This is a genomic window from Oricola sp. (assembly GCF_022763245.1).
Lineage (GTDB): Bacteria > Pseudomonadota > Alphaproteobacteria > Rhizobiales > Rhizobiaceae > Oricola.
Map to the genome: position 1 here is coordinate 19478 of NZ_JALEGV010000030.1, position 23702 is coordinate 43179.

Consider the following 23702-nt stretch of genomic DNA (forward strand, 5'->3'; position numbering starts at 1 on the left):
TGGCAGCCGACCGACGCGCGGCAAGACATCCATTGCTGGCGTCGGTTTTCGGCAATTGCTCCTCCCAGAGTACCGAAGTACTAGTATACCAGCTTAACGGGGAATCCGCCGATTGCAAGAACGAATGAACCATGCGGGCCTTGATGTCACAAGGCTGTGGACGCTTCTCGGCCATCCGGACGGACCGCAGCCTGCGCGTGGCTGCGACGTCACACAGTGCGCCACCTTTGCCGATCACGCGGTCGAGGAGATTCGCATCGAAACGGCAGGCGGTCGCATTCCCGCGACGCTGTTCCGGCCGCTCGACCCGGGGCCTCATCCGGCGGTGCTCTACTGTCACGCGCATGGCAATCGCTACGACATCGGCCGGCGCGAACTCGCCGAGGGGCGCCCTGCCCTTCAGCCGGCAGCCTACGGACCGCTGCTCGCCGCGCGCGGGTTTGTGACCCTGTGTGCGGACATGCCCGGTTTTGGCGACCGGCAGGCGGAGGGGTCCGAAGCCGCGCTCGCCAAGGCCGCGTTCTGGCAGGGCCGCACGCTGTTCGGCGACATGCTGGCTGACCTCTCCGCCGCTCTCGACGTGCTCACCGGACGCGCCGACGTGGACGACACCCGGATTGCCACGTTCGGCATCTCGATGGGCGCGACGCATGGCTATTGGCTGGCGGCGCTCGACGCCCGGGTCGTCGCGACGGCGCATCTCTGCGCATTCGCCGGGATCACCGGCCTGATCGAGGCCGGCGGCCACGACCTGCACGGCATCTACATGACGGTGCCCGGCCTCTTGCGGCATGGCGACATGGGCGACGTGGCGGCGCTTGTCGCGCCGCGGCCGCAAATGGTCGGCGCGGGCGGGACCGACCCGCTGACCCCGCCGCGGGCCTTGCAGCCGGCACTCGCCACATTGTCTGCGGCCTATGCGGAGGCAGGCGCGGCGCAAAGGCTGACGACGCTGGTGTCGGCTGAGACCGGCCATGTGGAGACGCCGCAAATGCGCGCCGCCGTGCTCGATTTTCTGGAAAAGGCGCTCGTTCAGCCCTGATCGGGGCGGATGTCCTTGTAATCCTGGGTCAGCGGACGTCCGCGGAAAGCGACCCACACGTAGTTCAGCGCATAGCGCAGGCCGACGGTCGCCAGGCCCTCGCCCTTCATGCGGCGGGCCGACGAGTAGATCGGCAGGCGGAAGGTCCACTTGATCCGCCCGACCCGGCTGACCCGCTGGGCGACGTCGGTGTCCTCGCCGTAGAACTCGATCGTCGTGTCGTAGCCGCCGATCTCGTCGAGCACGGATTTGCGCAGGACGAAATTGCCGCCCTGGATCATCGCGCCGGCCCCCGTCATCCGGTTGCTGATCGACGACACCAGATAGCCGACGGAATAGAACAGGCGCACCATCGCCCGGCCGACGAACGACATGTCGAAATAGATGAGCGGACCGCTCAACGCCGCCAGGGCCGGATCGCGGCGGAACTCCTCGAGGACCGTCTTGAGCCACCCTTCCGGCAGGCGCGTGTCTGAATCGATATTGGCGATCAGCTCGCCGGATGCCGCGAGATAGCCGGCCTGGCGGGCCCGGACGAGGCCCTTCTTCGGCTCGTCGACCACCCGGACGCCTTCGACGGCAAGCGCGCGGGCGCGGGTGTCGTCGGTGCTGGCATTGTTGACGACGATGACCTCCGCCTCGCAATCGACGGTCGCCAGTTCGCGCATCACGCTTTCGAGACAGGGGCCGACATAGTCCTGTTCGTTATAGGCGGGGATGACAAAGGAGATCTTCATGCAGGATCGACGGCGCCGTTCATCTTGCCGCGCGCATGGCGGTGGCCGTGCCATAACCCAATCGGGCGGTCCTGCAAATCCCGGCCGCGCGGAATGCGTCGCCGGCGCAGACCGCCGGCGACGCGGATGCGATCACCACTGATTGTATTTGAGGAACTTGCCCGTCATCGACACCTTGACGCGATCGCCCTTCGGATTCTCCTCGCGATCGACCTTCAGGTCGAAGTCGATGGCGCTCATGATGCCGTCGCCGAACTCCTCGTGGATCAGTTCCTTAATCGTGTCGCCATAGACATAGATGATCTCGAAGAAGCGGTAGATCAGCGGATCCTTGGAGACGGTTTCGGCTTCCTGGCCCTTTTTCGGCGGCAGCTGCAGGGCGATTTCGACATCCTTCGCGCGGTTGCCGAGATCGAGGAAGCCCGCGACCTTGGCAGCGGCTTCGGCCGGCAGGGAGTTCTGGCCGAGACAGGCGGAGACGACGAAGACCTCGGACATGCCGGCAGCCGCGGAGATGTCCTTCCACGTCTTCTGCTGAATGAATTTCGACGCCATGATCAACTCGGTCATCTCGACCTTCGACATCAGGGCCGCCGGTGCACTGTCAGACATGTTCACTCTCCTGTCTTGGTTGAATCGTGATTGAGAATTGGAGACCGCATCGCGCTCACGCGGCCATGGCCTGCGCCTGCGCGGCGAGCTGCTTGCGCGCCATCATGTGCGAGCGGGGATCGTTGACCGCGTCGACGGCGAGCAGCGTGTCGCCGGCGAAATAGCGGAGGGCGAAACGCCCCTCGCCCGGGTCGCCGACCAGTTCGGTGCGGTCATAGCCCTGCGCCAGGCCGGCGATCTGCAGCTTGACGTCATACTGGTCCGACCAGAACCACGGCACCGGATCGTAGACGACCTCTTCGCCGAGCATGGAGAGCGCGGCGGCTTTGGCCTGGTCGGCCGCGTTCTGGACGCTTTCCAGGCCGATGCGCCGGCCGTAGCGCTGCGACGGAAACACCGTGCAGTCGCCCGCGGCGAAGATGTCGGGGGCGCTGGTGCGGCAGGCCTCGTCGACGACGATCCCGCGATCGACGGCAAGGCCGGCGGCATCCGCCAGTTCGGTGACCGGCGCCGCGCCGACCGCCACCAGCACCAGATCCGCCGGCACGATCTCGCCGGAGGCCAGTTCGACGCCTTCGGCGCGTGCGGTGCCCGCGATGCCGGCGACGCCCTCGCCCAGCACGAGGCGGACGCCGTGGCGCGCATGCAGCGTCTGGAAATAATCGGAGATTTCGGGTGCCACCGAGCGTTTCAGGATGCGGTCCTGCGCCTCGATGACGGCAACCTGCTTGCCCATGGACCGCGCGACGGCGGCGAATTCCATGCCGATATAGCCGCCGCCGATGATGGCGACGCTTGCCGCACGCGCCAGTTCGACGCCGATGCGTTTCGTGTCGTCGATGCCGCGCAGCGTGTGGACGCCCGAAAGGTCCGCGCCCGGCAGCGGCAGGATGCGCGCGCGGGTGCCCGTGGTCAGCAGCAGTCTGGAATAGGACATCGACTGTCCGTCGGACAGGGTGATCGCATGGGCGGCGGGATCGACGGCGGCGACGCGCGCGCCCGTCATCAGCGTGATGTCCGCAGTTTCGAAATAGTCGTCGGCCTTGAGGAACAGGCGCTCCTCGGCGAGTTCGCCCTTCAGATAGGCCTTGGAGAGCGGCGGGCGCTGATAGGGCGGCCAGGCCTCCTCGCCGATCAGAAGGATGTCGCCGTCATGGCCCTTCTGGCGCAGCGTCTCGGCTGCCTTGATGCCGGCCTGGCCGGCGCCCACGATGATCGTCAGTTCGTTCATGATACGTCCGCACTCGGTCATGCCGGGGCGGCGCGCGGCCGCCCCTGCTTCGTTGATCTCGACCGGTCTCCTCCCCGCAGGCTGCCGTCAGAACGGCAGGCCTTCCTCGATCGGCAGCGACGGATCGCGCGACCATTCGTTCCAGGATCCGAAATAGATGCGGACATCCTCGATGCCCGCCTCCTTCAGCGCCAGGAAGGTGTTGGAGGCGCGCGCGCCCTTGAAGCAGTAGATGTAGACGGGCGTCTTCGCGGAGATGCCGGCGGTCGCGCATTCGGCGAGGATCTCGTCCCTGGACTTGAACATCGGGCCTTCCGCCGACGGCTTCATCAGGCGGTACCACTCGATCCATTTGGCGCCCGGCAGGCGGCCCTTGCGCGGGCAGAAATCCTTGCCGTAGGGCGACGAGGATTCGGCGATCCACTCGTCGACGTCGCGCACGTCGAGCTTGACGATCGCGTCGTCGCCGATGGCCGCCTGCATGTCGGCGACGTCGAGCATGAGGCTGTGGCCCGTGTCGGTGACCGGGAAGGTCTTCGGCGTCGGCGTGACCGGCTCGGTCGACACCGGCATGCCTTCCGCGACCCAGGCCTCGTAGCCGCCATGCAGCACCTTGACCTTCGGATAGCCGAGGAACTTCAGGAGGAAGAAGCCGCGGCAGGACTGGCCGAAACCGGTGTTCATCGACTGCTCGTAGATGACGGCGGTTTCTTCGCCCGAGAGGCCGGCCGCGCCGAACTCGGCGGCGAATTTCTCCGACAGTTCCTGCATGCCCTCGGAGGACGAGGTGGCCAGGTAGGTGAAGATGTCATGCATGTTCACCGCGCCGGGCAGATGTCCGGCGGCGTAGCTGTCGCCGTCGCGCGTGTCGATGAGAACGCAAGGCTCGCTGTCGACGAGGCTTTCCAGCCCCTTCGGCGTGATCAAGGTGGACTCAGTCATGGGCATGCTCCTTTCCATTCGGAGTTGGCGGGGGAGAAGTACGGGTCAGGCTGCGTCGAGTTCGGCGATCATCTTGCGCAGATGCTTGGTGGCCGGCGTCACGATCGCCACGAAATAGGCCTCGCGCAGGCGGCGTTGCGCCGCGCCCTGCGTGACGTATCCGCGTGCGCCGCAATGCAACTGCGCCCAGTGCGCCGCCTCGACGGCGAGTTCGCCGCCCTTCAGGCGCGCCTGCAGCACGCGCTTGTAGAAGGCGTCGGAGGTCTCGTAGGGCGTCTTGGCCATCGCGAGCACGTCGGCGACCAGCGCGTCGTACTCGGCCTCGATGTCCTCCGGCTGCTTCTCCAGGTACTTGTTGACGTGGCCGAGCGGGCCCTGCACCTGCTTCATCAGGTCGATGCAGTTCTTGACGATGCCGGCGGCCATGCCGCATTGCAGCAGCGTGAAGCCGGCGCGGATGCGCTTGATGAAGGGTTCGGCCGGATCGCCGAGCAGGTATTCGTCGGGCACGAAGACATCGCGGAACTGCACGTTGCAGGTCGCGGTGCCGCCCATGGCGACGAATTCGTGGTCGAGCCTGAGGCTGATGCCTTCCCAGCCCGCATGGATGATCGCCATGACGCGCTTCGGCTTGTCCTGCCCGTCGACCTCGACGTCGAAGACCGTGCCGAAATAGCCGTCCTCGACCAAGTTGGAGACCCAGGGCAGCACGCCCTTGACCTTGTAGCCGCCCTCGACGCGCTCGCCTTTCAAGCGCATGCGCTCGATCTCGCCGATGGCCTTCATCGGGTTGGACATGCCGGTGCCGCCGAGGGACTGACCCTTGGCGACCTTGGGAAGCACCTCGGTCTTGAGAAGGTCATTGTCCGACGAGGCGATGTACCAGGCCAGCGTGTCCTGGCACCACACGCAGAAGCCGGTGGACAGGCACACCTCGGAGGCGCGCGCCATGGCCATGATGGCGTCGGTCAGATCGACATTGCCGTTCACGCCGCCGACATGGGTGCCGAACGCTCCCGCTGCGCCATATGCGCGCACGATCTCTTCCGGGTAGACGCGCTCATCGTCGATCTTGCGGACGAGAGACGTCAGGTCGTTGGACGAAATCCGCTCGATCTCGTCAAAATCTAGGGTGCTGATGGGAGCGACGATGTTCATCTCGGATCTCCTGGACAATGGGTTTGGCAGGGGCCGCGCCCGCCGGGCGGCGGACGCGGCCCGTTCGGATCACGCGGACTTGGCTTCCATGTTCACCGGACGCGAGAAGGTGTTGAACACCGGCGACCACTGGCAGACATGGGCGACCAGCTCGTCGATCGTCTCCTGCGGCGCGTCGGCGTCCATGTGGACGATGATGCGCACGTCGGTGAAGCCGACCGGCTTCTCGGACACGTCGCCCGTGCCCCAGACGGCGGTGATGTTGAGATCGCCTTCCAGTTCGACTTCCAGCGAGTTGACGGTGATGCCGCGATGGACGGCGTTGGCGTGCAGGCCGACGGCGATGCAGGAACCGAGCGCGGCGAGCGAGGCTTCCGACGGGTTTGGCGCGGTGTCGTCGCCAAGCAGGCCCGGCGGCTCGTCGACGATGTAGGGCTCGAGATCGCGGATGTAGTTGGCGTGGCGGAAGCGACCTTCGGCCACCGTCTTGCACTTCAGCGTCTTGACGGCCTTGGGGTCGGCCTTGCCCTTCTCGATGAGGCCTTCGAGACCCGTCTTGTCGATGGGCGCGAGGCAGCCCGTCAGGGCGGTTGCGGGTTGGCTGGACATTTGGATTCTCCTCTTTCTGTCCCTGATTGGTTGACGTTCGGCCCGCGTCAGTCTTCGCGGTGCCAGCTGAGTTTCGCGATCGCCTGCTGGCAGGCGAAGTCGAGCAGGAAGCCGATGACCCCGATGATCACGACGGTCGCGGCGAGCCGGTCATATTCGAGCGTGTCGCGGGCATCGTTGATCGAGTAGCCAAGGCCGGAGGTGACGCCGAGATATTCGGCGGGCACCAGCACGATCCAGGCGACGCCCAGCGCCAGGCGGATGCCGGTCAGGATGTCCTGGCTGATCGCCGGGAAGATGATGACGAACAGCATGTGCCAGGGACGTGCGCCGAGATTGCGCGCCACCTTGAACCAGGACGGATCGACCCGGCGCAGGCCGGCGGCCGTCGAGAACAGGATCGGCCAGACGGCGGCCACCGCGATCAGGAAGACGATAGCGCCGTCCCAGGTGGCGAACGCCATCACGGCGATCGGCATCCACGACAGGGGCGAGATCATCCGCAGGAACTGGAACGGGATGTTGGTGATTTCCCGCAGCACCTGCACGCGGCCGATCAGGATGCCCACCGGCACGCCGATCGCGATGGCGATAACCATGCCCTGCAGCACGCGCTGCAGGCTGGGCACAGTCATCTCCCACGCCTCGCCGCTGGACAGCATGTCCTGCAGACGGCTGAGCGCGGGGCCCGGCGCGAAGTCGGCGAAGGCCGTCGTCGCCGGATTGTTCTGGACCGCGTAACCGCCGACCCACCACATCGCCAGAAGCAGCACCATGCCGACCGCCGCGAAGCCGAGGCCCCGGAGCAACTGGAAGTGGTTCACGCGGTCGGGCTCCGATCCGGCCGCAAGCGCGGCCGGATCGGCTGTGATGTCCGTGCTCACAGCTCGAGAACCTCTTCACGGTTGAACGGATCGCCCGGGTTGACCGACGGATCGTCCTTCCATTCCGGGTATTTCTCGAGCGCGTTCCTGACGAACTCGTAATCGACGAGGTCGTCGGCCACGAATTGCGGATCGAGATTGTCGAGGAAGGTCGTGTCGCCGCCGACCACGGTCTTGTTCATTTCCTCGACGATCAGCTTGGTGGCCGACGGATAGGGCCAGGGCTGGAAGTCGATGCGGCCGTTGCCCCACTCGGCGGCATGCTTGATCGCGCCGCTTTGCGCATACGACTCCTCTTCGGTGTAGAGGGTCATGGCGCGCTCGACGACCTCGGCCGGCATCGGCAGGAAGCCCTCGCCGTCCTTCGACATCAGCCTTGCGGCTTCCTTCTTGTTGTTGGACGCGTAGATCTGCGCGCGGACGACCGCGTTCATGACCTTCTGGGTCCACTCCTTCTTTTCCGTCGTCGCCTGCTCGTGCATGCAGATCACGCAGCACGGGTGGTTCTTCCAGATGTCGCCGGTGAAGCGCAGCATGCGGGCGCCGGCCTTGATCTCGCCCAGCGCGTTGAACGGCTCGGCGACGATGTAGGCGTCGATCTTCCTGGAGGCGAGCGCTGCGGGCATCTCCGGCGGCGGCAGGATCTGCAGGTTGCACTCGTCGGCGGCGAGCGCTTCACCCTCGCCCTTGATGACCGCCTTCACGCCCGATTTGCGCAGCGCATATTGCAGCACGATGTTATGCATCGAATACCAGAAGGGCACCGCCACCTGCTTGCCGCCGAGCTGGCTGAAATCGGTGATGTCGGTGTGGCCGCCAACCACCAGGCCGGAACCGTTGGTGTGCGCCCAGGCCATCAGCTTGACGGGGATGTTGTTGTTGTAGCGCATCCAGACCGGGATCGGCTTGAGGAAGTGCACCAGGTTGAACTTGCCGGAGACGAAGCCCTCGACGAGCGGCGACCAGCCGCGGATGAGCGTCGGCCGCTCCGTCTTAAGGCCCTCCTCCTCGAAGAAGTTCATGCCGTGGGCGACGAGCAGCGCCGTGGCGTCGGTGATCGGGAGGTAGCCGGTGCGCACGACCTCGTCGCTGGCGGCAGCGAAAGCCGGAGTGCTCATGGCGCCGATCAGCGGGCCGAGGGCCGCCATCAGGCCGCCGGCGGCGAACATGTCGAGGGTCTGACGACGCGTGAAGTCGGTGGGAAAATACTCGTCGTCCCAGTCGGTGACGTCTGTCGGGGTCTTGGACTTGTCGGTCATCGGTCTTCCTTTCGCTGCTGGTTTGGGTTCAACGGGCCGCGGGCAGAGCGGCGTTGCGCCCCTGCCCGTCTTCACCGCCGCCGGTGGCGGCACGTTTCGCAGAGGCCGGTTCGGCGCCCGGTGCGAGGCCGAGGCCGGCGGCATGTTCGTAGGCGGCCGCGAGCCGTCCGCGCGCCTTGGCGTATTCGGCCGTGCGGAGATCGTCGCGGTTCTCCAGTTCGATCGGCACGATCTCGCGAATGCGGCCGGGATTGGCCGACAGGACCACGGCACGGTCGGCCATGGTCACGGCCTCCGGCAGGTCATGCGTGACGAGGATCAGCGTGATGCCCAGTTCCCGCGCGATGCGACGCACGTCGCGCTGCAGGCTGCCGCGAGTGAAGGCGTCGAGGGCGGAGAAGGGTTCGTCGAGGAAGAGGATCTCGGGCGACGGGGCGAGCGAGCGCGCCAGCGCGACGCGCTGCTGCTGACCGCCGGAGAGATCCTGGACGTTGCGGTCGGCGTAGTCGGACAGTTCCACCAGCTTCAGCATCTCGGGGACACGGCTGGCGATCTCGCGCGACCGACCGGTGAAGCGCAGGCCGAGCGCGACGTTCTGGGCGACCGTCATCCAGGGATAGAGCGAGGGCTGCTGGAACATCACGACCCAGCGCGGCGACGGTTCCTCGACCTTCGCGCCGTCGATCCACACCTTGCCGGCGCTCGGCGCGAGCAGGCCCGACATGATGTGAAGAAGCGTCGACTTGCCGCAACCGGACCGGCCGACGAGGGCTAGCGCCTCCCCCGGCTTCACTTCAAGGTCGATGTCGACAAGGGCCTGCTGGCGACCACGTCGGTAGGTGTGGCTGACCTTCTCCACAGCTAGATGCGCGCCCTTCAACATGCTTCCCCTTATGCAACAAACCGTTCTGTTTTCTCTTATGCAGAATGCGTGCCAGTTCGCATGAGGAAACATAACGGTCTGTTTCCTTTGATTCTTTTCGAAAAACCCCGGAAGACCGGGATTTTCGCGCTGCACAAAGATGAGGCGCTGCCTTCAAAAACGTCAGAATCCGCGTCGCGGTGTACGTCAGGTACACTGCCGGGCCGGACGCGTCTTTTCGTTGAAAATGCCCGCGCGGCCCTCTAAGGGAGAATGATCGTTCTGTTCACCCCGTTCATTCGGAACACCTGCGAGGGCACCGTGACCGCCACGACAGCACAGACACCCGCGGACAATATCGCCCAGTATCCGGGGGCCGCGCGCGAAAGGCTCCTGCTCGCGGCGAGCGACCTCTTCTGCCGGTACGGGATCAACGCGACGGGCGTGGACGCCATCGTCGCGGCGGCGGGAACCGCCAAGACCACGCTCTACAAGGCGTTCGGCTCCAAGGAGGGCCTGATCGAGGCCGTGCTGGAGCGCGAGGGCTCAACCTGGCGCGACTGGTTCTCCGACGAGGTGGACGCCCTGCCGGGCGACGCCGCCAACAAGCTGGTGCATCTCTTCGACGTGCTGAAGACGTGGTTCGCGGAGGAGAATTTCTACGGCTGCCCGTTCATCAACGCCGTCGGCGAGCATGACAAGGAAGACGACCGGATCCGCCTCCTGACGCTCAAGCACAAGAAGATCGTGCTGGGAAAGATCAACGAACTGGCCCAGGTGGCGCGGCCGCAGGATCCGGACGGGCTGACGCATGAGCTCAACCTGCTCATCGATGGCGCCATCGTCGCGGCCCTGATCACGCGCGATCCCGGCGTCGCCGACCATGCGCGCAACGCTGCCGCCCGCTTGCTGACCGCGGAATAGGACGCCCCCCACGCGCGTCCCCGACTGTCGCTATTTCGTCGGCGGCAGGCTGACGACGGAAAACCAGAAATCCTCGATCGACTTCACGATCTCGAGGAAGCCGTCGAAGTCGACCGGCTTGGAGATGAAACAGTTCGCGTGCTGCTCGTAGGCACGGGTGCGGTCGGTTTCCGACTCGGACGATGTCAGCACCACGACCGGAATGGTTCTCAAGTCCGGATCTGCCTTGACCGCGATCAACACGTCGTAGCCGCTGACCCCAGGCAGGTTGAGATCGAGCAGGACAAGGTCGGGTCGACTGGCATCCGCATAGGTGCCGCGCTGGAAGAGGTAGTCCAGGGCGTCCTTGCCGTTGCCGACCGCGTGCATGACATTGGACACCTTGGCCTCCTTGAGACCTTCCTGTGTCAGCCGGACATCGGCAGGGTTGTCTTCGACGAGCAGGATTTCGATCGGGCGGCCGAATGAGCGGTTGGGCACGGCGCTAGGCTTCCTTCGTTTGCGCGGGCAAGGTGAACCGGAAGACGGATCCTACCGTTTCCGAACCCTCGGCCCAGATCTCTCCGCCATGACGCTCGACGATCCGTTTGCAGGACGCCAGCCCGATGCCGGTTCCGTCATATTCCGCCCGGCTGTGCAGCCGGGTGAAGATCTCGAAGACCTTCTGCCTGAACTCGGGTGCGATGCCAATGCCGTTGTCGCGCACCGAGAATTCGTACATGCCGTCTTTAAGCTCGACAGTGATGTCGATCTTCGGCGCGTCCTCTCCCCGGTACTTGATCGCGTTGGAAACGAGGTTGACGAAGAGCCGTTCGAGCTGACCCGGGTCGGCGGAGACCGTCGGCATGTCGGCGACCGTGATGACGGCGTCGGCCTCCACGATCCGGTCATGCAACAGGTCCGTCACGCGGGTGACCATCGCGCCCGTATCGACGCTCGCCAGCTTCAGGGGCCGGTTGCTGACCCGCGAATAGTCGAGCAGCTCGTTGATGAGCTGTTTCATCCGGCGGGCGCCGTCTGTGGCGAAGCCGATGAATTCGTCCGCCTCCTCGTCGAGCTTGCCCTTGTAGCGCCGCGCCAGCAGGTTGACGTAGCTGTCGACCATGCGCAGCGGTTCCTGCAGGTCGTGCGAGGCGATGTAGGCGAATTGCGAGAGTTCGGCGTTGGACCGCTCGAGTTCCGCGGCATAGCCGGAGAGCGTGCGTTCGAGTTCGCGGCGTTCGCTCACGTCGCGGATGATCGCGAGGGTGACGCGGTCGCCCTGCAGGTTCGCAGGGCCGAGGCTCACCTCGACGGGGATCGACGCGCCATCCTTCGCCTGACCGACAATGTCCAAGCCCGACAGCATGTTCCTGCGGGTCGGAGCCATCGCGTATGCCGCCCGCGACGCCCTGTGCTTCTGGCGCGCTGCGTCGGGAACGAGCATCTCCACCGGCTTTCCGATCAGTTCGGATTGCCTGTAGCCGAAAGTGCTCTGCACGGCGGAGTTCGCCAGGACGATCATTCCGTCCGCATCGACGATGAGCAGGCCGTCCGGCGCGAATTCCACCGTCTCGCGAAACAGCGCCTCGGATTGGTAGAGTGCGTTCTTCTGCTCGATGAGTTCGCCTTCCCGCCTGGCGATTTCCCCGGTCATCGTCGCGAAGGAGTTGGCGAGGTTGCCGATTTCGTCGCGACGGCCGGCGAAGCCCGACACGTCGATGGCGCGGTCGCCCGCCGCAATGCCCATCGCCATGCGCGTCATGCCGGTCAGCGGCCGGACGATCAAGTCCACCAGCCAGACGATCGCCACCATGCTCAAGGCCAGCATCACGGTGCCGGCCAGAAGGGCTCCCTTCTGGAGGGCGCGGGCTTCCGCCGAGAGGCCGGCCTCGCGCGCCACCGTCGCCAGGATGATGTCGTGCTCGCGGTCGGAGGGATCGTAGGAGACGGCCTCCGCCACGGCGAGATGACGACCGCCCTCCACGTCGATCAGGCCGGCGAACCCAGCGACCCTGTCGGCGACGACGCCAGCCATTTGCGGCAGCTCCTCCTGGAGCAGGTATCGGTGACCGAGATCGAAGCCGAAGGCGCGTGCCGCGATGGGATGGTCGAGGAAATCGCCATGGGAATTGGCGACATAGAGGGAAAATTGATCGGGGATTTCCCCCGCGGTCCTGTCGAGGAGGAACTGGAAGTCGATGTTGATGACGACCATCCCGAGCAGTTTGCCATTGCCGTCGCGGATCGGGGTCGCCGTCCTCACGACCGGGCGATGCGGCACTTCGATCGCGCCGAAGTCCCGGTTCAGGTCGATGTCGGAAAAATAGACCATGCCCGCGTTCAACAGTGCGGCGTCCATGAAATAGGGACGGTCCGCCTTCGCCTGCAGCAGTTCGGGCGGCGTCGTTTCGATCGCGCCGGACGTCCGGCGGTCCACGCGCACCAACTCGCGACCGCCGTTATCGACGCCGATGTAGCGGGCCTGGATGTATTCGGGCCGCGCCTCCAGCAAACCAGTGAAGATGGTTGCGAGCCGGTCCCGCCACAAGACGTCCGTCGAGCCGTCGGCAGGATCGATGCCACCGGCGTCATGCGCCCGGTGAATCCCCATGATGGGCGGCGTCTTGGACAGGAACAGCGTGTCCTTGCGGTAGTTGTCCATTTCGGCGGCAAGCCGCGACGCCGTGATGCCGACGCTCCTCGACAGGCGCGTCAGGTCGCGCTCGGTCAGGAGATCGACCCCGCGATACATGTAGAAGGTCAGCGACGCCAGCGAGACAACGCTGATGGCGATCATGGCCAGCGTGATCTTGGCGCGCAGGCCGAACCTCACCTTGCCGGGAGCAAAGACGCCGGCCAGCGCGCGGGACGCTTTCGCCGCGCCCGGCGCGATTTCGTAGTCCACCATGGTCCGTACTCTCGGTTCCGTCAGGCTACGAATTGCAGGCCGATCTGGTTCTGCGCCTGCCAGCGTTTCTGGGCGACAAACCGCTGCCCGCTCTCCACGAAGAGCAGTTCGAAGCGGTCGGGCGCCACGAACTGGCCGTCGGCCACGATGCGGGCGCCGCCCTCCGAGACGTCGCGGATCGTGCAACTCACCGTGCTGAAGCCGTTGTTGAGCACGATCGCGCCCCGCTTGAAGACGCGGCGGCGATGCTCCGCGCGACGGTTGGAGTTGCGGTCGATCGCTCCGTCCGCGTCCACAGGTGCCATCTTGGCTTGAACCTGAGGATCGGCCTGCGATGCCATCACCCGGGAAGGCGCCTCGCCCTCGGCAGAAGGCCTGAACCGCAGGCCGCCTCGCAGCTCTGCAATGAACGCATCGGGCGCCAGTTCTCCCGACGGGAAGGACGCCATCGCCGTTCGCGCGGAAACCGTCACCGAAAGTTCATCTGTCTGCACGGAGACCGCCATCGCTCCTGCCAGCCGGTCAACGAGCGCGTCGAGGTCCGGCGTACCGATCGCATTGTCGAGGAGATAGAAGAACGTGTCGAAATCGACCCGCCCGAAATCGTCGGAATTGCGCGCCGTGGCCCGCAATGCCGCACCACAGTCGTAGACGATCCTTTCGGCGGCATGAAACCCGAAACGCGCCGCGACCTCTCCCGCTTCCACGATGCGGAGCAGCACAAGCTGGTAGCTGACCTCGCATCGGTTCGAGAGAGCCCGGAGCTGTCCCAGTCTTTCCTCAAGGAAGCAACGGTTCGGCAAGCCGGTCAGCGCGTCACGCTGGGCCAGCCGCTCCAGCCGTTCTATCTGGCTGCGCTTCTGCCGGGCGCTGCGGAACACCGATGAGGCGTAGGCGATCGACCGGAACAGCCCGTCGTCGAGCGGATCATCGGCGCTGATGACGTCGCTGAAGCCCAGGCGGAACGCCCTTCGCATCAGCTGGGAGGAATTCTGGCCGCCATACATGATCGTTGCCGGCGGCGTTTCAGCGAGATCCTTGAGCCGCTCGTTGACACCGAAGGCGGTGTCCTCGCCGATGCCGCCGTGAATGATGGCGACGTCGTAGACGCCGCCCGTGAGCGCCGTTCTCACCTGATGCCATTCGTTCGCATAGGCGATGTCCAGCGTGCGATCCTTGGCGAGAAGCCGTTTCAGCCGGCTTGTCGAAGGCTCGCCGTTCTCGATGACGATGACCCGAATGGGGCCGTCATACTCCGCGTCGGGTTTCCACATGACACATCCTCCCGATCAACCATTGGATTCCGCCGCCGCGCGGCTGGCGCGGCGGTCGGACAGGGACAGAATCCGTGCGGACTTGCCGCTGTTGATGCATCCGCCATTCGCAAGGCAATGCTTGAGATGGGCGACAGAGACGGGGCGCGAAAAATAGTAGCCCTGCAGGTAGTCGATCCCGAGATCGGCCAGAGCCTGCGCCTGCTCCGCGCTTTCGACGCCTTCCGCGACAGTCTTGAAATCAAGCGTCTTCGCCAGTCCCGCAACCGCCGCGACGATACGGCGGGAGCCGGTCTCATTCATCATCTCGCTGACGAAGCTGCGATCGACCTTCAAATGGTTCAGCGGCAGGTCCTTCAGATGGGACAGGGAGGAGTAACCCGTTCCGAAATCGTCGATATGCACGCCCAGACCCGCATCCTTCAGCAGCCTCAGGCTGCGGCTCGCGGTTTCGATGTCCTGCATGATCGCCGATTCGGTGATCTCGATGTTGATCAGCGCCGGATCGACGCCGTGGCGGAGTATCGTGCTGGTGACCTCAAGCGCGAAGCCGGGCTCCCGGCACTGCACCGGAGACACGTTGATCGAGATCGGGATCGCCGGCAGAGACGCCTCCTCCATCTCGAGGATGAACTTGCAGGCCTCGTCGATCAGCCAGGCGCCGAGCGTCGAGATCCAGCCGCACTCCTCGGCAATCGGAATGAACTCGCTCGGCGCGATGATCTTGTCGTCAGCGTCCTTCCAGCGCGCCAGCCCCTCAAGGCCGACGATCCCATGAGTCGTCGCATCGACGATCGGCTGATAGTCGAGATAGAACTTGCCGCCCTTTATGTCGCTGATCATGTTCGTCTTGATCTTGTGACGATGCACGGCCTCGCGATGCATGGCCTCGTCATAGTAGTAGGCCGCGCCGGCCGGATCGCGCTTCGACCGGTACATTGCCGTGTCGGCATGGGAGACGAGAACGTCGGCCGGCGAATTGTCGTCCGGGTAGACCGCGATCCCGATGCTGGCCGACGGGCGCAGCGACGAATCCTTCAGCGCGCCGATCTCGCGGACCGACCTGCGGATCTTCTCGGCGATCTCGAGCGCGCTGTTGGGCGATTTGAGATTGGTCGCGATCACCGCGAACTCGTCGCCGCCGAGCCGCGCCACGGTGTCGGTGCGGCGCAACTGAGTGGTGAGGAGACCGGCGATGGTCTTGAGCAGGTCGTCGCCGGCGCTGTGGCCCAAAATGTCGTTGACCTGCTTGAAGCCGTTGATGTCGATCATCAGCACGGCGAAACACAAATCCGTCCGGCGGGCGTTCTCGAGCGACCGTTCGAGGATGTCGAAAAACGCGCGGCGGTTCCTGACGCCGGTCAGGGCATCCGTCTTCGCCAGGCGCATGAGTTCGTGCTCGTGCCTCTTGCGCTCGATCGCGTAACGCACCGCGCGCCAGAGCGACCGCGCTCCCAGCTCGGATTTCTCGACATAGTCGGACGCGCCGTGCTTGAGCGCCTCGCCGGCCAGGAGGTCGTCGGATTCGCCGGTGAGGATGACGACGGGAATGTCGGGATCGGTGTCGCGCAGGCCCCCAAGGGTCTCGATGCCCTTGGCGTCGGGCAGGCCGAGATCGAGAAGCACGATGTCGAACACGCGATCATCGTCCTCGAGCAGCCGCTTCGCCTCCTTGAGGGAACCGACCGGGGACAGGTCGCATGAGGCATCTTCCGCCTCTGCACCTTGCATGAGCGCGAACTCCGCAAGGCGGCGATCACCGGGATTGTCTTCGACGAGAAGGACGGAAAACCGACCCGACACAGCGGACTTATTGTTATTGTTCATTGTCCATTGCCTCACGCTCCTCCGAGTGGCGAGGTTTTCTGAGCCTAAAACGGTACAAATCAGACCCTAACATATTGTGAATCGAATATTCACAATAGGACCGAAAATGGGCCGTCACCTTGTCTTCTGAAAAGTGAGACTTAAGTCGAATTCATCTTGCCCGAGACATGCTGCAGCGCAGCAAAGACGACAAACACTCGGAGCGGGACGTTCAATCGCGTTCCCATGGCGGCATCGGCTGCGACGCGGACACGAGGGCCTCGACGATCGCCCGGACCGTGGGGCTGGTCTTGCGGCTCTCGGGCACCAGCACCTTCATGTAGAGTTCCGGCACCTTGTAGTCGGGAAGTATTTCCACGAGCCGACCGGCATCGAGCGGCAGTCGCGCCATGTATTCCGAGACGATCGTCACGCCGACGCCGGCCACGGCCGCGTCGCGCAGAATGCGGCTGTCGGTCGTGCTGAAGACGCTGTTGACCTCCACGGAGGACTCGCCGGACGGGCCGTCAAACGTCCAGCGCGTACCGCTGGCCGGGAAGATGATGCAATCATGGTTGGCGAGGTCGCGCGGATGGGTAGGAAGCCCGCGGCGCCTCAGATAGTCGGGCGAAGCCACGATCATCCGCGGCAACGGGCAGAGCGGGACGTCGAGCACATGCGGATAGGTCGCGGGCAAGGCGCCGAGCGCCAAATCATAGCCCTCCTCCAGCGGGTTCACCGTCCGGTCGATCATGATCAGGTCGATGCGCACGCCGGGATTTTCGATACGGAACTTGATGAGCACGTCGCTCAGATGCATCGCGAGCAGCGTCGAGGGGCACTTGATGCGGATGTGTTCCTGTGGCAGCGCCGCACCGTCGCCACCCGCCAGCGCGGAATCGAGCTCGTCCATCAGCGCGATGAAGCGCTGCTGGTAGCCGTAACCGGCCTCGGTCAGCTCCAGCCCGCGGGTGGAGCGCATGAAGAGCTGCGTCTTCAGCTGGTGTTCGAGCTGCGAAATGCGCTTGGAAATGACCGACGGCACGGTGTGCGCCTCGCGGGCGGCAGCGGAGAAGCTGCCGAGCCGCGCGACGGTCAGGAAGGCCTTGATGTTTGAAAAGACGTCCATTTCAGGGGATCGGAGCCGCAATCACCCCGCGAGTCAACGCCGGGAGCGGAAAACGGACCGATGAAGACGCGTCCACGCCTCAGCCCGCCGCCTCGGCGAGCACCCGGCTGCGCACCACCGCGCCCTGCTTGCGCAAAGTCTCCTGCACTTCGCCGATATCGACGTTGCGCGGCTGAACGCCCCGGTTGGCGGCCACGCCCGCTGCCGCGCCGGCGGCCTGCCCGGTCAGCCAGCATTGCGGGATCTCGCGCATGAAGCCATGCGAGTTCGCGTCGCAGGAAATGTGCCGCCCGGCCGCCAGAACCCCATCGAGACGGGCCGGCACCAGCGCGCCATAGGGCACCGAGATCACCGGGAATTTCGGCGACACCGACGGGCTCACGCCGATCTCGTCGGGCAGCACCTCGCCCTTGTCCCATTGCGCCCGCTCGACGCGACCGACGCCCTGCAGGCGACGCGTGTGGCGCACGCCGAGCTGCGACGCGCTGAGCATCATCCAGGCCTTCTCGAAGCCGGGCGCATGCTTGCGGAAGAACTCGCAGTGGGTGCGCATGAAGCGGTGCGAGCGGATTTCGAGCTCGGTCTGGTCGTCGACATTGACGGCGGACAGGCCGGACTGGCGCGGCCCGAGGAACAGCGCGACGTCATTGCGCCAGGACACGTAGGGCGCCTGGAAGAAGCCGAGCGTCTCGCGGCCGAGCTTGTTGAGTTCGGCGAAGGCCTCCGGTTCGTTCAGGCGGAAGTCGAGCCAGGTCTCCATGTCCACGCCGCACAGCATGAAGCCGGTATTGGCCGAATGGTGGACGTCGCCCTCCTCGATGTCGGTGTCGAACCCGCCGCCGGCGCGCGAGAAGACGTCGCCGTCGCCGGTGCAGTCGACGACGACCTTGGCCATCAGCGCCTGGCGGCCCTCCTTGCTCTCGAAGACGACACCCTTGACCGCGCCGTCCTCGACGACCGGGACCGACATCCAGGAGTGGTAGACGATGCGCACGCCGGCCTCGATCAGCATCTCCTGGGTGGTGAGCTTCATCCGTTCGGGATCCAGCGTCGGCGCCCAGGTGACGATGCCGTGGAAGGCGGAGGTGCGCAGCCGCCAGTATTTGGCCAGCGCGTCGTCCTTGACGCCCCAGAGCTTGCGCTCCGGCCCGGCGACCGCATCGGCCGGCAGGCGGTCGATGACTTCCTTGGCGAAGCCCTGGATGACCTGGTTGCCGTCCCAGTCGGTCATCCGGTCGATCCAGATGACGGCGCCGCCCGTCGAGAGGCCGCCGAGATGGTTGTAGCGCTCCAGCACCACGACATCGGCGCCGGTGCGCGCGGCGGCGAGCGCCGCGGCGGTTCCGGCCGTGCCGCCGCCGACCACGAGCACATCGCAATTGTGGTAGATCGCGATCTCGCGCTGCGGTTCGATCATCGTGCCCTTGCCGTTGCGCGGCGCGAAGGTGTGGCTGCGCTCGTCGAAGATGTCGGAGGAGAGGAACCGGTCTTCCGACTGCCGGATCTCCTGAACGCGAGGTTTCTGGTCGCTCATGGTGAGGCCTTTCTGTCTTCGCCGGGAGGATCATCCCGCGGCGTCTGTCTTTCCATTCCCCATCGTAACTACGTGCGGTCGCGCGTCCGATGAACGGCCGGTGTCGCGAACCCGCCTTTCGCGTTTCGCAACAGCTCGGGAGAGCTGCGCGCCGCCCGTCAGGCGGCGGCGCGGATCAGGTCCGCCGCGCGTTCGGCGATCATCACCACCGGCGCGCAGGTGTTGCCCGACGGGATCGTCGGCATGATCGAGGCGTCGACCACGCGAAGACCGTCCATGCCATGGACCTTCAGCTTCGCGTCGACCACGGCGTCCGCGCCCTGCCCCATCTTCGCCGTCCCGACAGGATGGAACGTGGTGGCGACGGTCTGGCGCGCATAGTCGATCAGTTCCTCGCGCGACGTCTTGGCGGGACCGGGCGAGGTCTCTTGCGGCGCGTATTTCGCCATGGCCGGGGCCGCGGTGATCTTGCGGACGAGTTCGACCGAGCGGGCCGCGATCTCGCAATCATAGTCGGTAGCGAGGAAGTTGTGCACGATTTCGGGCTGCTCGGCCGGCTCCGTGCTGGTCGCGTGGCAGTGGCCGAGGCTCTCGGGCCGCAGGATGCAGACCGACGAGGTGATGCCCGGATAGTCGTGCATCGGCCCGCCGACGCGATCGTAGCTCGCCGCCGAGGTGTGGATCTGCACGTCGGGTGCCGGCGCGTCCTCCATGACGCGGGCGAAGACGGCCAGAAGCGGCGGTTGCGCCGACATCGGTCCCGTTCGGAACAGCCCGTATTCGGCCGCCATCAGCGCCTTGCCGAAGAAGCTTCCCGCGCGGCCGTTGAGCGTCGTCGTGTTCTGGACGCGATGGGTGATGCGGATGTGCCAGTGATCCTGCAGGTTCTCGCCGACGCCCGGGAGGTCGTGGACCACCTCGAGGCCGAGCCCCTTGATCCTGTCGGCCTGGCCGATGCCCGACCGCTCCATGAGGGCCGGCGTGCCATAGGCTCCCGAAGACAGGATGACTTCGCGCGTCGCGGTCGCCGTGACGCTTTGCCCGTTCTGGCGAAAGACGAGGCCCGTCGCGCGGCGCCCGTCGGTGACGACGCGTTCAGCCATCGCGCCGGTGACGACGGTCAGGTTCGGCCGGTCGGCGGCCGGGCGCAGGAAGGCCTTCTCGGTCGACTGGCGGCGGCCCTTGAGGATCAGCGACTGGAAATACTGGGCGCCTTCGTTCTCGCCGCAATTGTAGTCGCGCGTCTTCTTGATGCCGATCTCGTCGGCGGCGTCGAGATAGCCGTCGAGCACCGGCCAGCGCATGCCGGGATCGGAAATCTTCCATTCGCCGTTGCGGCCGTGGCCCTGAAGGTCCTCGCCGACCCAGCCCTCGGAGCGCATGAAATAGGGCAGCACGTCCGACCAGGCCCAGCCGTCATTGCCCTGCGCGGCCCAGTTGTCATAGTCCCAGCGGTGCCCACGCACATAGACCATGCCGTTGATCGCCGACGAGCCGCCGAGCACCTTGCCACGCGGCAAGGTGATGGTGCGCCCGCCCAGATGCGGCTCGGGTGCGGTCTTGTACATCCAGTCGAATCGCGGATTGCCGAGCAGCTTGGGCAGCATCAGCGGGATCTCGATGAAGGGATGCCGGCCGGAGCCGCCCGCCTCGACCATCAGGACGCGGGTGTCGGGTTTCTCGCTCAGGCGGTTGGCGAGGAGGCACCCCGCGGTGCCTCCGCCTGCGATGATGTAGTCATAGGTCTGTTCGCTCATCGCGACGCCTCACTCAATTCATGAAACTTGGAAGGAACAGGGACAGCTGCGGGAAGGCGATCAGCAACGCCACCACGACCAGGTCGCAGACCAGGAACCAGCCGACGCCACGGAAGATCGTGAACAGCGGGAAGTCCGGCCCGGCGACGCCCTTGACCACGAAGACGTTGAAGCCGAGCGGCGGGGTCAGCATCCCCATCTCGATGAACTTCACCACGAGGACGCCGTACCAGACCAGGTCGAAGCCGAGCGCCTTCAGGAGCGGGATGAACACCGGCATGGTGATCAGCATGATGCCGATCGGGTCGAGGAACATGCCGAGGATGAGGTAGATCACGGTCATCGCGATCACGATCATCAGCGGATCGAGCGCCAGCGGGGCGACGAGATCCGTCAGCATGTTGGAGGCGCCCGAGAAGCTCAGCAGGCGGGTGAACATCAAGGCGCCGACGCCGACGAAGAAGATCTGCGCGGTCGTCGTCACGGCGTCACGCACCGCTTCCCACAGTTTTGCGAAGGTCATGCGACGCTGCACCACGGCGATCAGGAGCGCGAGGGCCGATCCGCCCGCGCCGGCTTCCGTCGGCGTGACGATGCCCGCATAGAGCCCGCCGATGACGCCCAGCACGAGGACGAAGAGCGGCCAGATCTCGGCCAGCGAACGCCAGCGCTCGCCCCACAGATCGTCGCCTTCATAATGGGTCGGCGGGGCGATCGACGGATTGAGCCGGCAGCGCATGATGATCATGATCGTGTAGGCGCCCGCGGTCATCAGGCCGGGGATGATGCCGGCGATGAGCAGATCGACGATCGAGGTCTCCGCGAAGATGCCGTAGAGCACCATCAGGATGGAGGGCGGGATGAGCGCGGCGATCGTGCCGGCCGAAGCGACCACGCCGGTGGCGAGCCCCTTCTCGTAACCCGCCTTGCGCATCTCCGGGATGGCGAGCCGGCCCATGGCGGCGGCGGCCGCAACGGACGAGCCGCAGCCTGCGGCGAAGCCGGCGGAGGCGATGTTCGCCGCGACCGCGAGACCGCCGGGCAGCGCCAGCAGCCACACACGGGCCGCCTTGAAGAGCGCGCTGGCGATGCCCGAGACATAGACGATCGAGCCCATCAGCAGGAACATCGGGATCGCCGAGAGGTCCCAGTTGGCGGCGAAGTAATAGGGAATCTCGCGCAGCTGACCGAGCGCGACATTGAAATTGCGCAGGTACCAGAACCCGCAGAAGCTGACGACGCCGAGCGCCACGCCGATCGGCGTGCGGATGGCGATGAGCGCCAGCACCGCGCCCAGGCAAACCAGGCTGAGTATCAATCCGTCCATCGATCAGGCCTCACGCGTCCGGAATGCGGGAATGATGTTCTTCGTCCACGCCCTTGTGCAGGAGCAGACGAGCGACGCGCAGCGCCAGGCAGAGGAACAGGCTCGCGCCGGCGATCGGCAGCAGCCAGCGGCCGGGCCACACCATCATGTAGCCGCCGGAGATTTCCAGAACCTCGCCCTGCGCGGTGCGCCGGCCGGCGGAAATCCAGCTCTGCCATGTGAAAACATACATGTAGGCCATGCCGAGAATGTTGGTGAAGATCAGCAGCACGTGACGCAGCCGCGGGCCCATGTAGTCGGTGAAGACGTCGGCCGTGATGTGGTCGTCATGCTTGCCTAGGAAGGCGATCGGGAGGAAGGCGGCGGCGATCATGTAATAGGCCGCGACCATCTGGTTGGTCTGTTTGAGTGGGGAGTGGAAGACCGTGCGGGCGAAGACATCCACGGTCACGTGGATCATCATCGCCAGCCCGGCGAGGATCGCGAGCGCCAAAAGCGCCCGCGACCACCATTCCAGAACACGATCGATCCGGTCGAGCATCTATTTACAGGCTTTCCGGATCAACCTTGGAGTAGACCTCGTCCCAGAGCGCCTTCTCGAATGCTTCGACATCGGTGCCGATCTCGGCGGACAGACCGCGCCACTTCACGAGGGCTTCCTCGTAGGCATCGAGAAACACTTCCGGCTCCTCGACACCGAAGCCCTTGGCGAAGTCGGTGGCGATGTTGCGTTGTTCCGTGATGAAGTTGTCCATCAGGGACTGCCACTCTTCCGGGTTCTTCGGCTCGATCATCTTCACGCCGTTGTTGGCGATCTGGTCTTCGAGCGTTTCGCGCGTCTTGATGATGAAGTTGTTGATCGTGTGCGCGGCGGAGAGATGCACGATGGCTTCCAGATGCGCGCTCTTCTGCTCGGTGGTGAAACCGTCCCAGACATCATGGTTGATGATCATGCCGAGGATCGGCGCGGACACGCCGAGCGAGAAATCGGTGACGTTCTTGGCGAAATCGCCGTAGCCGAAGGTCTTCAGCCAGTCGCCGATGCCGGTGGTGCAATCGACGCCGCCGCGCTGCAGCAGCGACACGGTCTCGATCAGCGACACCTGGACGGTGTTGGCGCCGGCCATCTGCATGATGTTGAGCGGCGCGCCGGAGGCACGAACACGCAGGTTCTTCAACTGGTCGACCGTCTCGATCGGCTCGCGGCAGATCAGCAGGTAGGGGGCGGACGCGTAACCGCCGAGACCGACCATGTTGAGCGCCTTCAGCTCCTTCACGCAGGAGGGGCAATGCAGCATCACCACCTCGTTGGCGGCGCCGGCTGCGGCGACGGGATCGTCACCCGGCACGGCGAGGCCGTAGAGCGTCGCGGTCGAGGGCAGCAGGTTCGGCACGTAGTTGGTCGCCGCGACACCGGCATCCATCAGCCCGTCCTGCACGGCGGCGAAGGTCTCGACGCCACCGGCCAGCTGACCGCCGGCGATGAGGTTCCACTTGACCTGGCCGTCCGTGGATTCCTCGATGCGCTTGAAGACTTCCGGCAGCGCGTGGGCGTTGATGTAGTCGGAGGCCGGAACCCACGAACCATAGGTGTATTCGGCAGCCGAAGCGACCGTGGTGGAAAGAGCCAGGGCCATGGCCGAGGCGATTGCAGGCAGTTTTCTCATCGTAAAAGTTCTCCTCCCTTGGATGAGCGCCCTCCCCGTGCTCAGCGCACGGTTCGAA

At 65.3% G+C, this 23702-nt stretch carries 21 protein-coding genes; 2 read left to right on the forward strand and 19 right to left on the reverse strand.

Going from position 1 to position 23702, the window contains the following annotated elements; genetic code table 11:
• The first annotated feature begins 124 nt into the window (after positions 1-124).
• A complete protein-coding gene (locus tag MRY80_RS13320; RefSeq protein WP_293291511.1) occupies positions 125-1042 on the forward strand; it encodes a CocE/NonD family hydrolase in 918 nt (305 codons plus the stop codon).
• On the opposite strand, the gene MRY80_RS13325 is transcribed toward MRY80_RS13320, so the two are convergent.
• The 9 genes from MRY80_RS13325 to MRY80_RS13365 form a co-directional block, all read right to left on the reverse strand.
• Positions 1033-1779 carry a glycosyltransferase gene (locus MRY80_RS13325; protein WP_293291512.1) on the reverse strand — a complete coding sequence of 249 codons (747 nt, stop codon included), beginning with the start codon at positions 1777-1779 and terminating at the stop codon, positions 1033-1035. The genes MRY80_RS13320 and MRY80_RS13325 overlap by 10 nt on opposite strands.
• A 132-nt stretch (positions 1780-1911) precedes the next feature.
• Positions 1912-2391 (reverse strand): cyanase, encoded by a 480-nt coding sequence (gene cynS, locus MRY80_RS13330; RefSeq protein WP_293291513.1) that lies wholly within the window; start codon positions 2389-2391, stop codon positions 1912-1914.
• Positions 2392-2446: 55 nt separating this feature from the next.
• Positions 2447-3622: an FAD-dependent oxidoreductase gene (locus MRY80_RS13335; protein ID WP_293291514.1), complete on the reverse strand. Its 1176-nt coding sequence runs from the start codon at positions 3620-3622 to the stop codon at positions 2447-2449.
• Positions 3623-3709: 87 nt separating this feature from the next.
• A complete protein-coding gene (locus MRY80_RS13340) occupies positions 3710-4564 on the reverse strand; it encodes a sulfurtransferase (RefSeq protein WP_293291515.1) in 855 nt (284 codons plus the stop codon).
• Between the two features lie 45 nt (positions 4565-4609).
• Entirely contained in the window at positions 4610-5722 is a 1113-nt protein-coding gene (locus MRY80_RS13345) for an acyl-CoA dehydrogenase family protein (RefSeq protein WP_293291516.1), read from the reverse strand.
• A gap of 69 nt (positions 5723-5791) precedes the next feature.
• The gene (locus MRY80_RS13350; protein WP_293291517.1) at positions 5792-6331 is read right to left on the reverse strand and encodes an OsmC family protein; all 540 of its coding nucleotides are present in this window, start codon (positions 6329-6331) and stop codon (positions 5792-5794) included.
• Between the two features lie 47 nt (positions 6332-6378).
• Complete coding sequence (locus MRY80_RS13355) at positions 6379-7155, reverse strand: ABC transporter permease (RefSeq protein ID WP_293291590.1); 777 nt, start codon at positions 7153-7155, stop codon at positions 6379-6381.
• A 56-nt stretch (positions 7156-7211) separates the two neighbouring features.
• Entirely contained in the window at positions 7212-8474 is a 1263-nt protein-coding gene (locus MRY80_RS13360; protein WP_293291518.1) for an ABC transporter substrate-binding protein, read from the reverse strand.
• 28 nt (positions 8475-8502) lie between these two features.
• Positions 8503-9357 carry an ABC transporter ATP-binding protein gene (locus MRY80_RS13365; RefSeq protein ID WP_293291519.1) on the reverse strand — a complete coding sequence of 285 codons (855 nt, stop codon included), beginning with the start codon at positions 9355-9357 and terminating at the stop codon, positions 8503-8505.
• 300 nt (positions 9358-9657) lie between these two features.
• Here MRY80_RS13365 and MRY80_RS13370 point away from each other — a divergent pair, with 300 nt between their 5' ends.
• Positions 9658-10260 (forward strand): TetR/AcrR family transcriptional regulator, encoded by a 603-nt coding sequence (locus MRY80_RS13370; RefSeq protein WP_293291520.1) that lies wholly within the window; start codon positions 9658-9660, stop codon positions 10258-10260.
• Positions 10261-10290: 30 nt separating this feature from the next.
• Here MRY80_RS13370 and MRY80_RS13375 read toward each other — a convergent pair whose 3' ends face one another.
• The 10 genes from MRY80_RS13375 to dctP all read right to left on the reverse strand — a co-directional run bounded on the left by MRY80_RS13375 (position 10291) and on the right by dctP (position 23644).
• The gene (locus MRY80_RS13375) at positions 10291-10740 is read right to left on the reverse strand and encodes a response regulator (RefSeq protein WP_293291521.1); all 450 of its coding nucleotides are present in this window, start codon (positions 10738-10740) and stop codon (positions 10291-10293) included.
• Between the two features lie 4 nt (positions 10741-10744).
• Entirely contained in the window at positions 10745-13150 is a 2406-nt protein-coding gene (locus tag MRY80_RS13380; protein ID WP_293291522.1) for an ATP-binding protein, read from the reverse strand.
• 20 nt (positions 13151-13170) lie between these two features.
• Entirely contained in the window at positions 13171-14424 is a 1254-nt protein-coding gene (locus MRY80_RS13385; RefSeq protein ID WP_293291523.1) for a diguanylate cyclase, read from the reverse strand.
• A 15-nt stretch (positions 14425-14439) separates the two neighbouring features.
• Positions 14440-16251 carry an EAL domain-containing protein gene (locus MRY80_RS13390; protein WP_293291524.1) on the reverse strand — a complete coding sequence of 604 codons (1812 nt, stop codon included), beginning with the start codon at positions 16249-16251 and terminating at the stop codon, positions 14440-14442.
• Between the two features lie 211 nt (positions 16252-16462).
• Positions 16463-17359 carry a LysR family transcriptional regulator gene (locus tag MRY80_RS13395; protein ID WP_293291525.1) on the reverse strand — a complete coding sequence of 299 codons (897 nt, stop codon included), beginning with the start codon at positions 17357-17359 and terminating at the stop codon, positions 16463-16465.
• Between the two features lie 79 nt (positions 17360-17438).
• A complete protein-coding gene (locus MRY80_RS13400) occupies positions 17439-18893 on the reverse strand; it encodes an FAD-dependent oxidoreductase (protein WP_293291526.1) in 1455 nt (484 codons plus the stop codon).
• 158 nt (positions 18894-19051) lie between these two features.
• Complete coding sequence (locus tag MRY80_RS13405; RefSeq protein WP_293291527.1) at positions 19052-20650, reverse strand: GMC family oxidoreductase N-terminal domain-containing protein; 1599 nt, start codon at positions 20648-20650, stop codon at positions 19052-19054.
• 13 nt (positions 20651-20663) lie between these two features.
• Positions 20664-21977, reverse strand: coding sequence for a TRAP transporter large permease (locus tag MRY80_RS13410; protein ID WP_293291528.1), 1314 nt, complete (start codon positions 21975-21977; stop codon positions 20664-20666).
• Positions 21978-21987: 10 nt separating this feature from the next.
• Positions 21988-22518, reverse strand: coding sequence for a TRAP transporter small permease (locus MRY80_RS13415; RefSeq protein WP_293291529.1), 531 nt, complete (start codon positions 22516-22518; stop codon positions 21988-21990).
• A gap of 4 nt (positions 22519-22522) precedes the next feature.
• On the reverse strand, positions 22523-23644 hold the full coding sequence (gene dctP / locus MRY80_RS13420) for a TRAP transporter substrate-binding protein DctP (protein WP_293291530.1): 1122 nt from the start codon (positions 23642-23644) through the stop codon (positions 22523-22525).
• Positions 23645-23702: the final 58 nt, after the last annotated feature.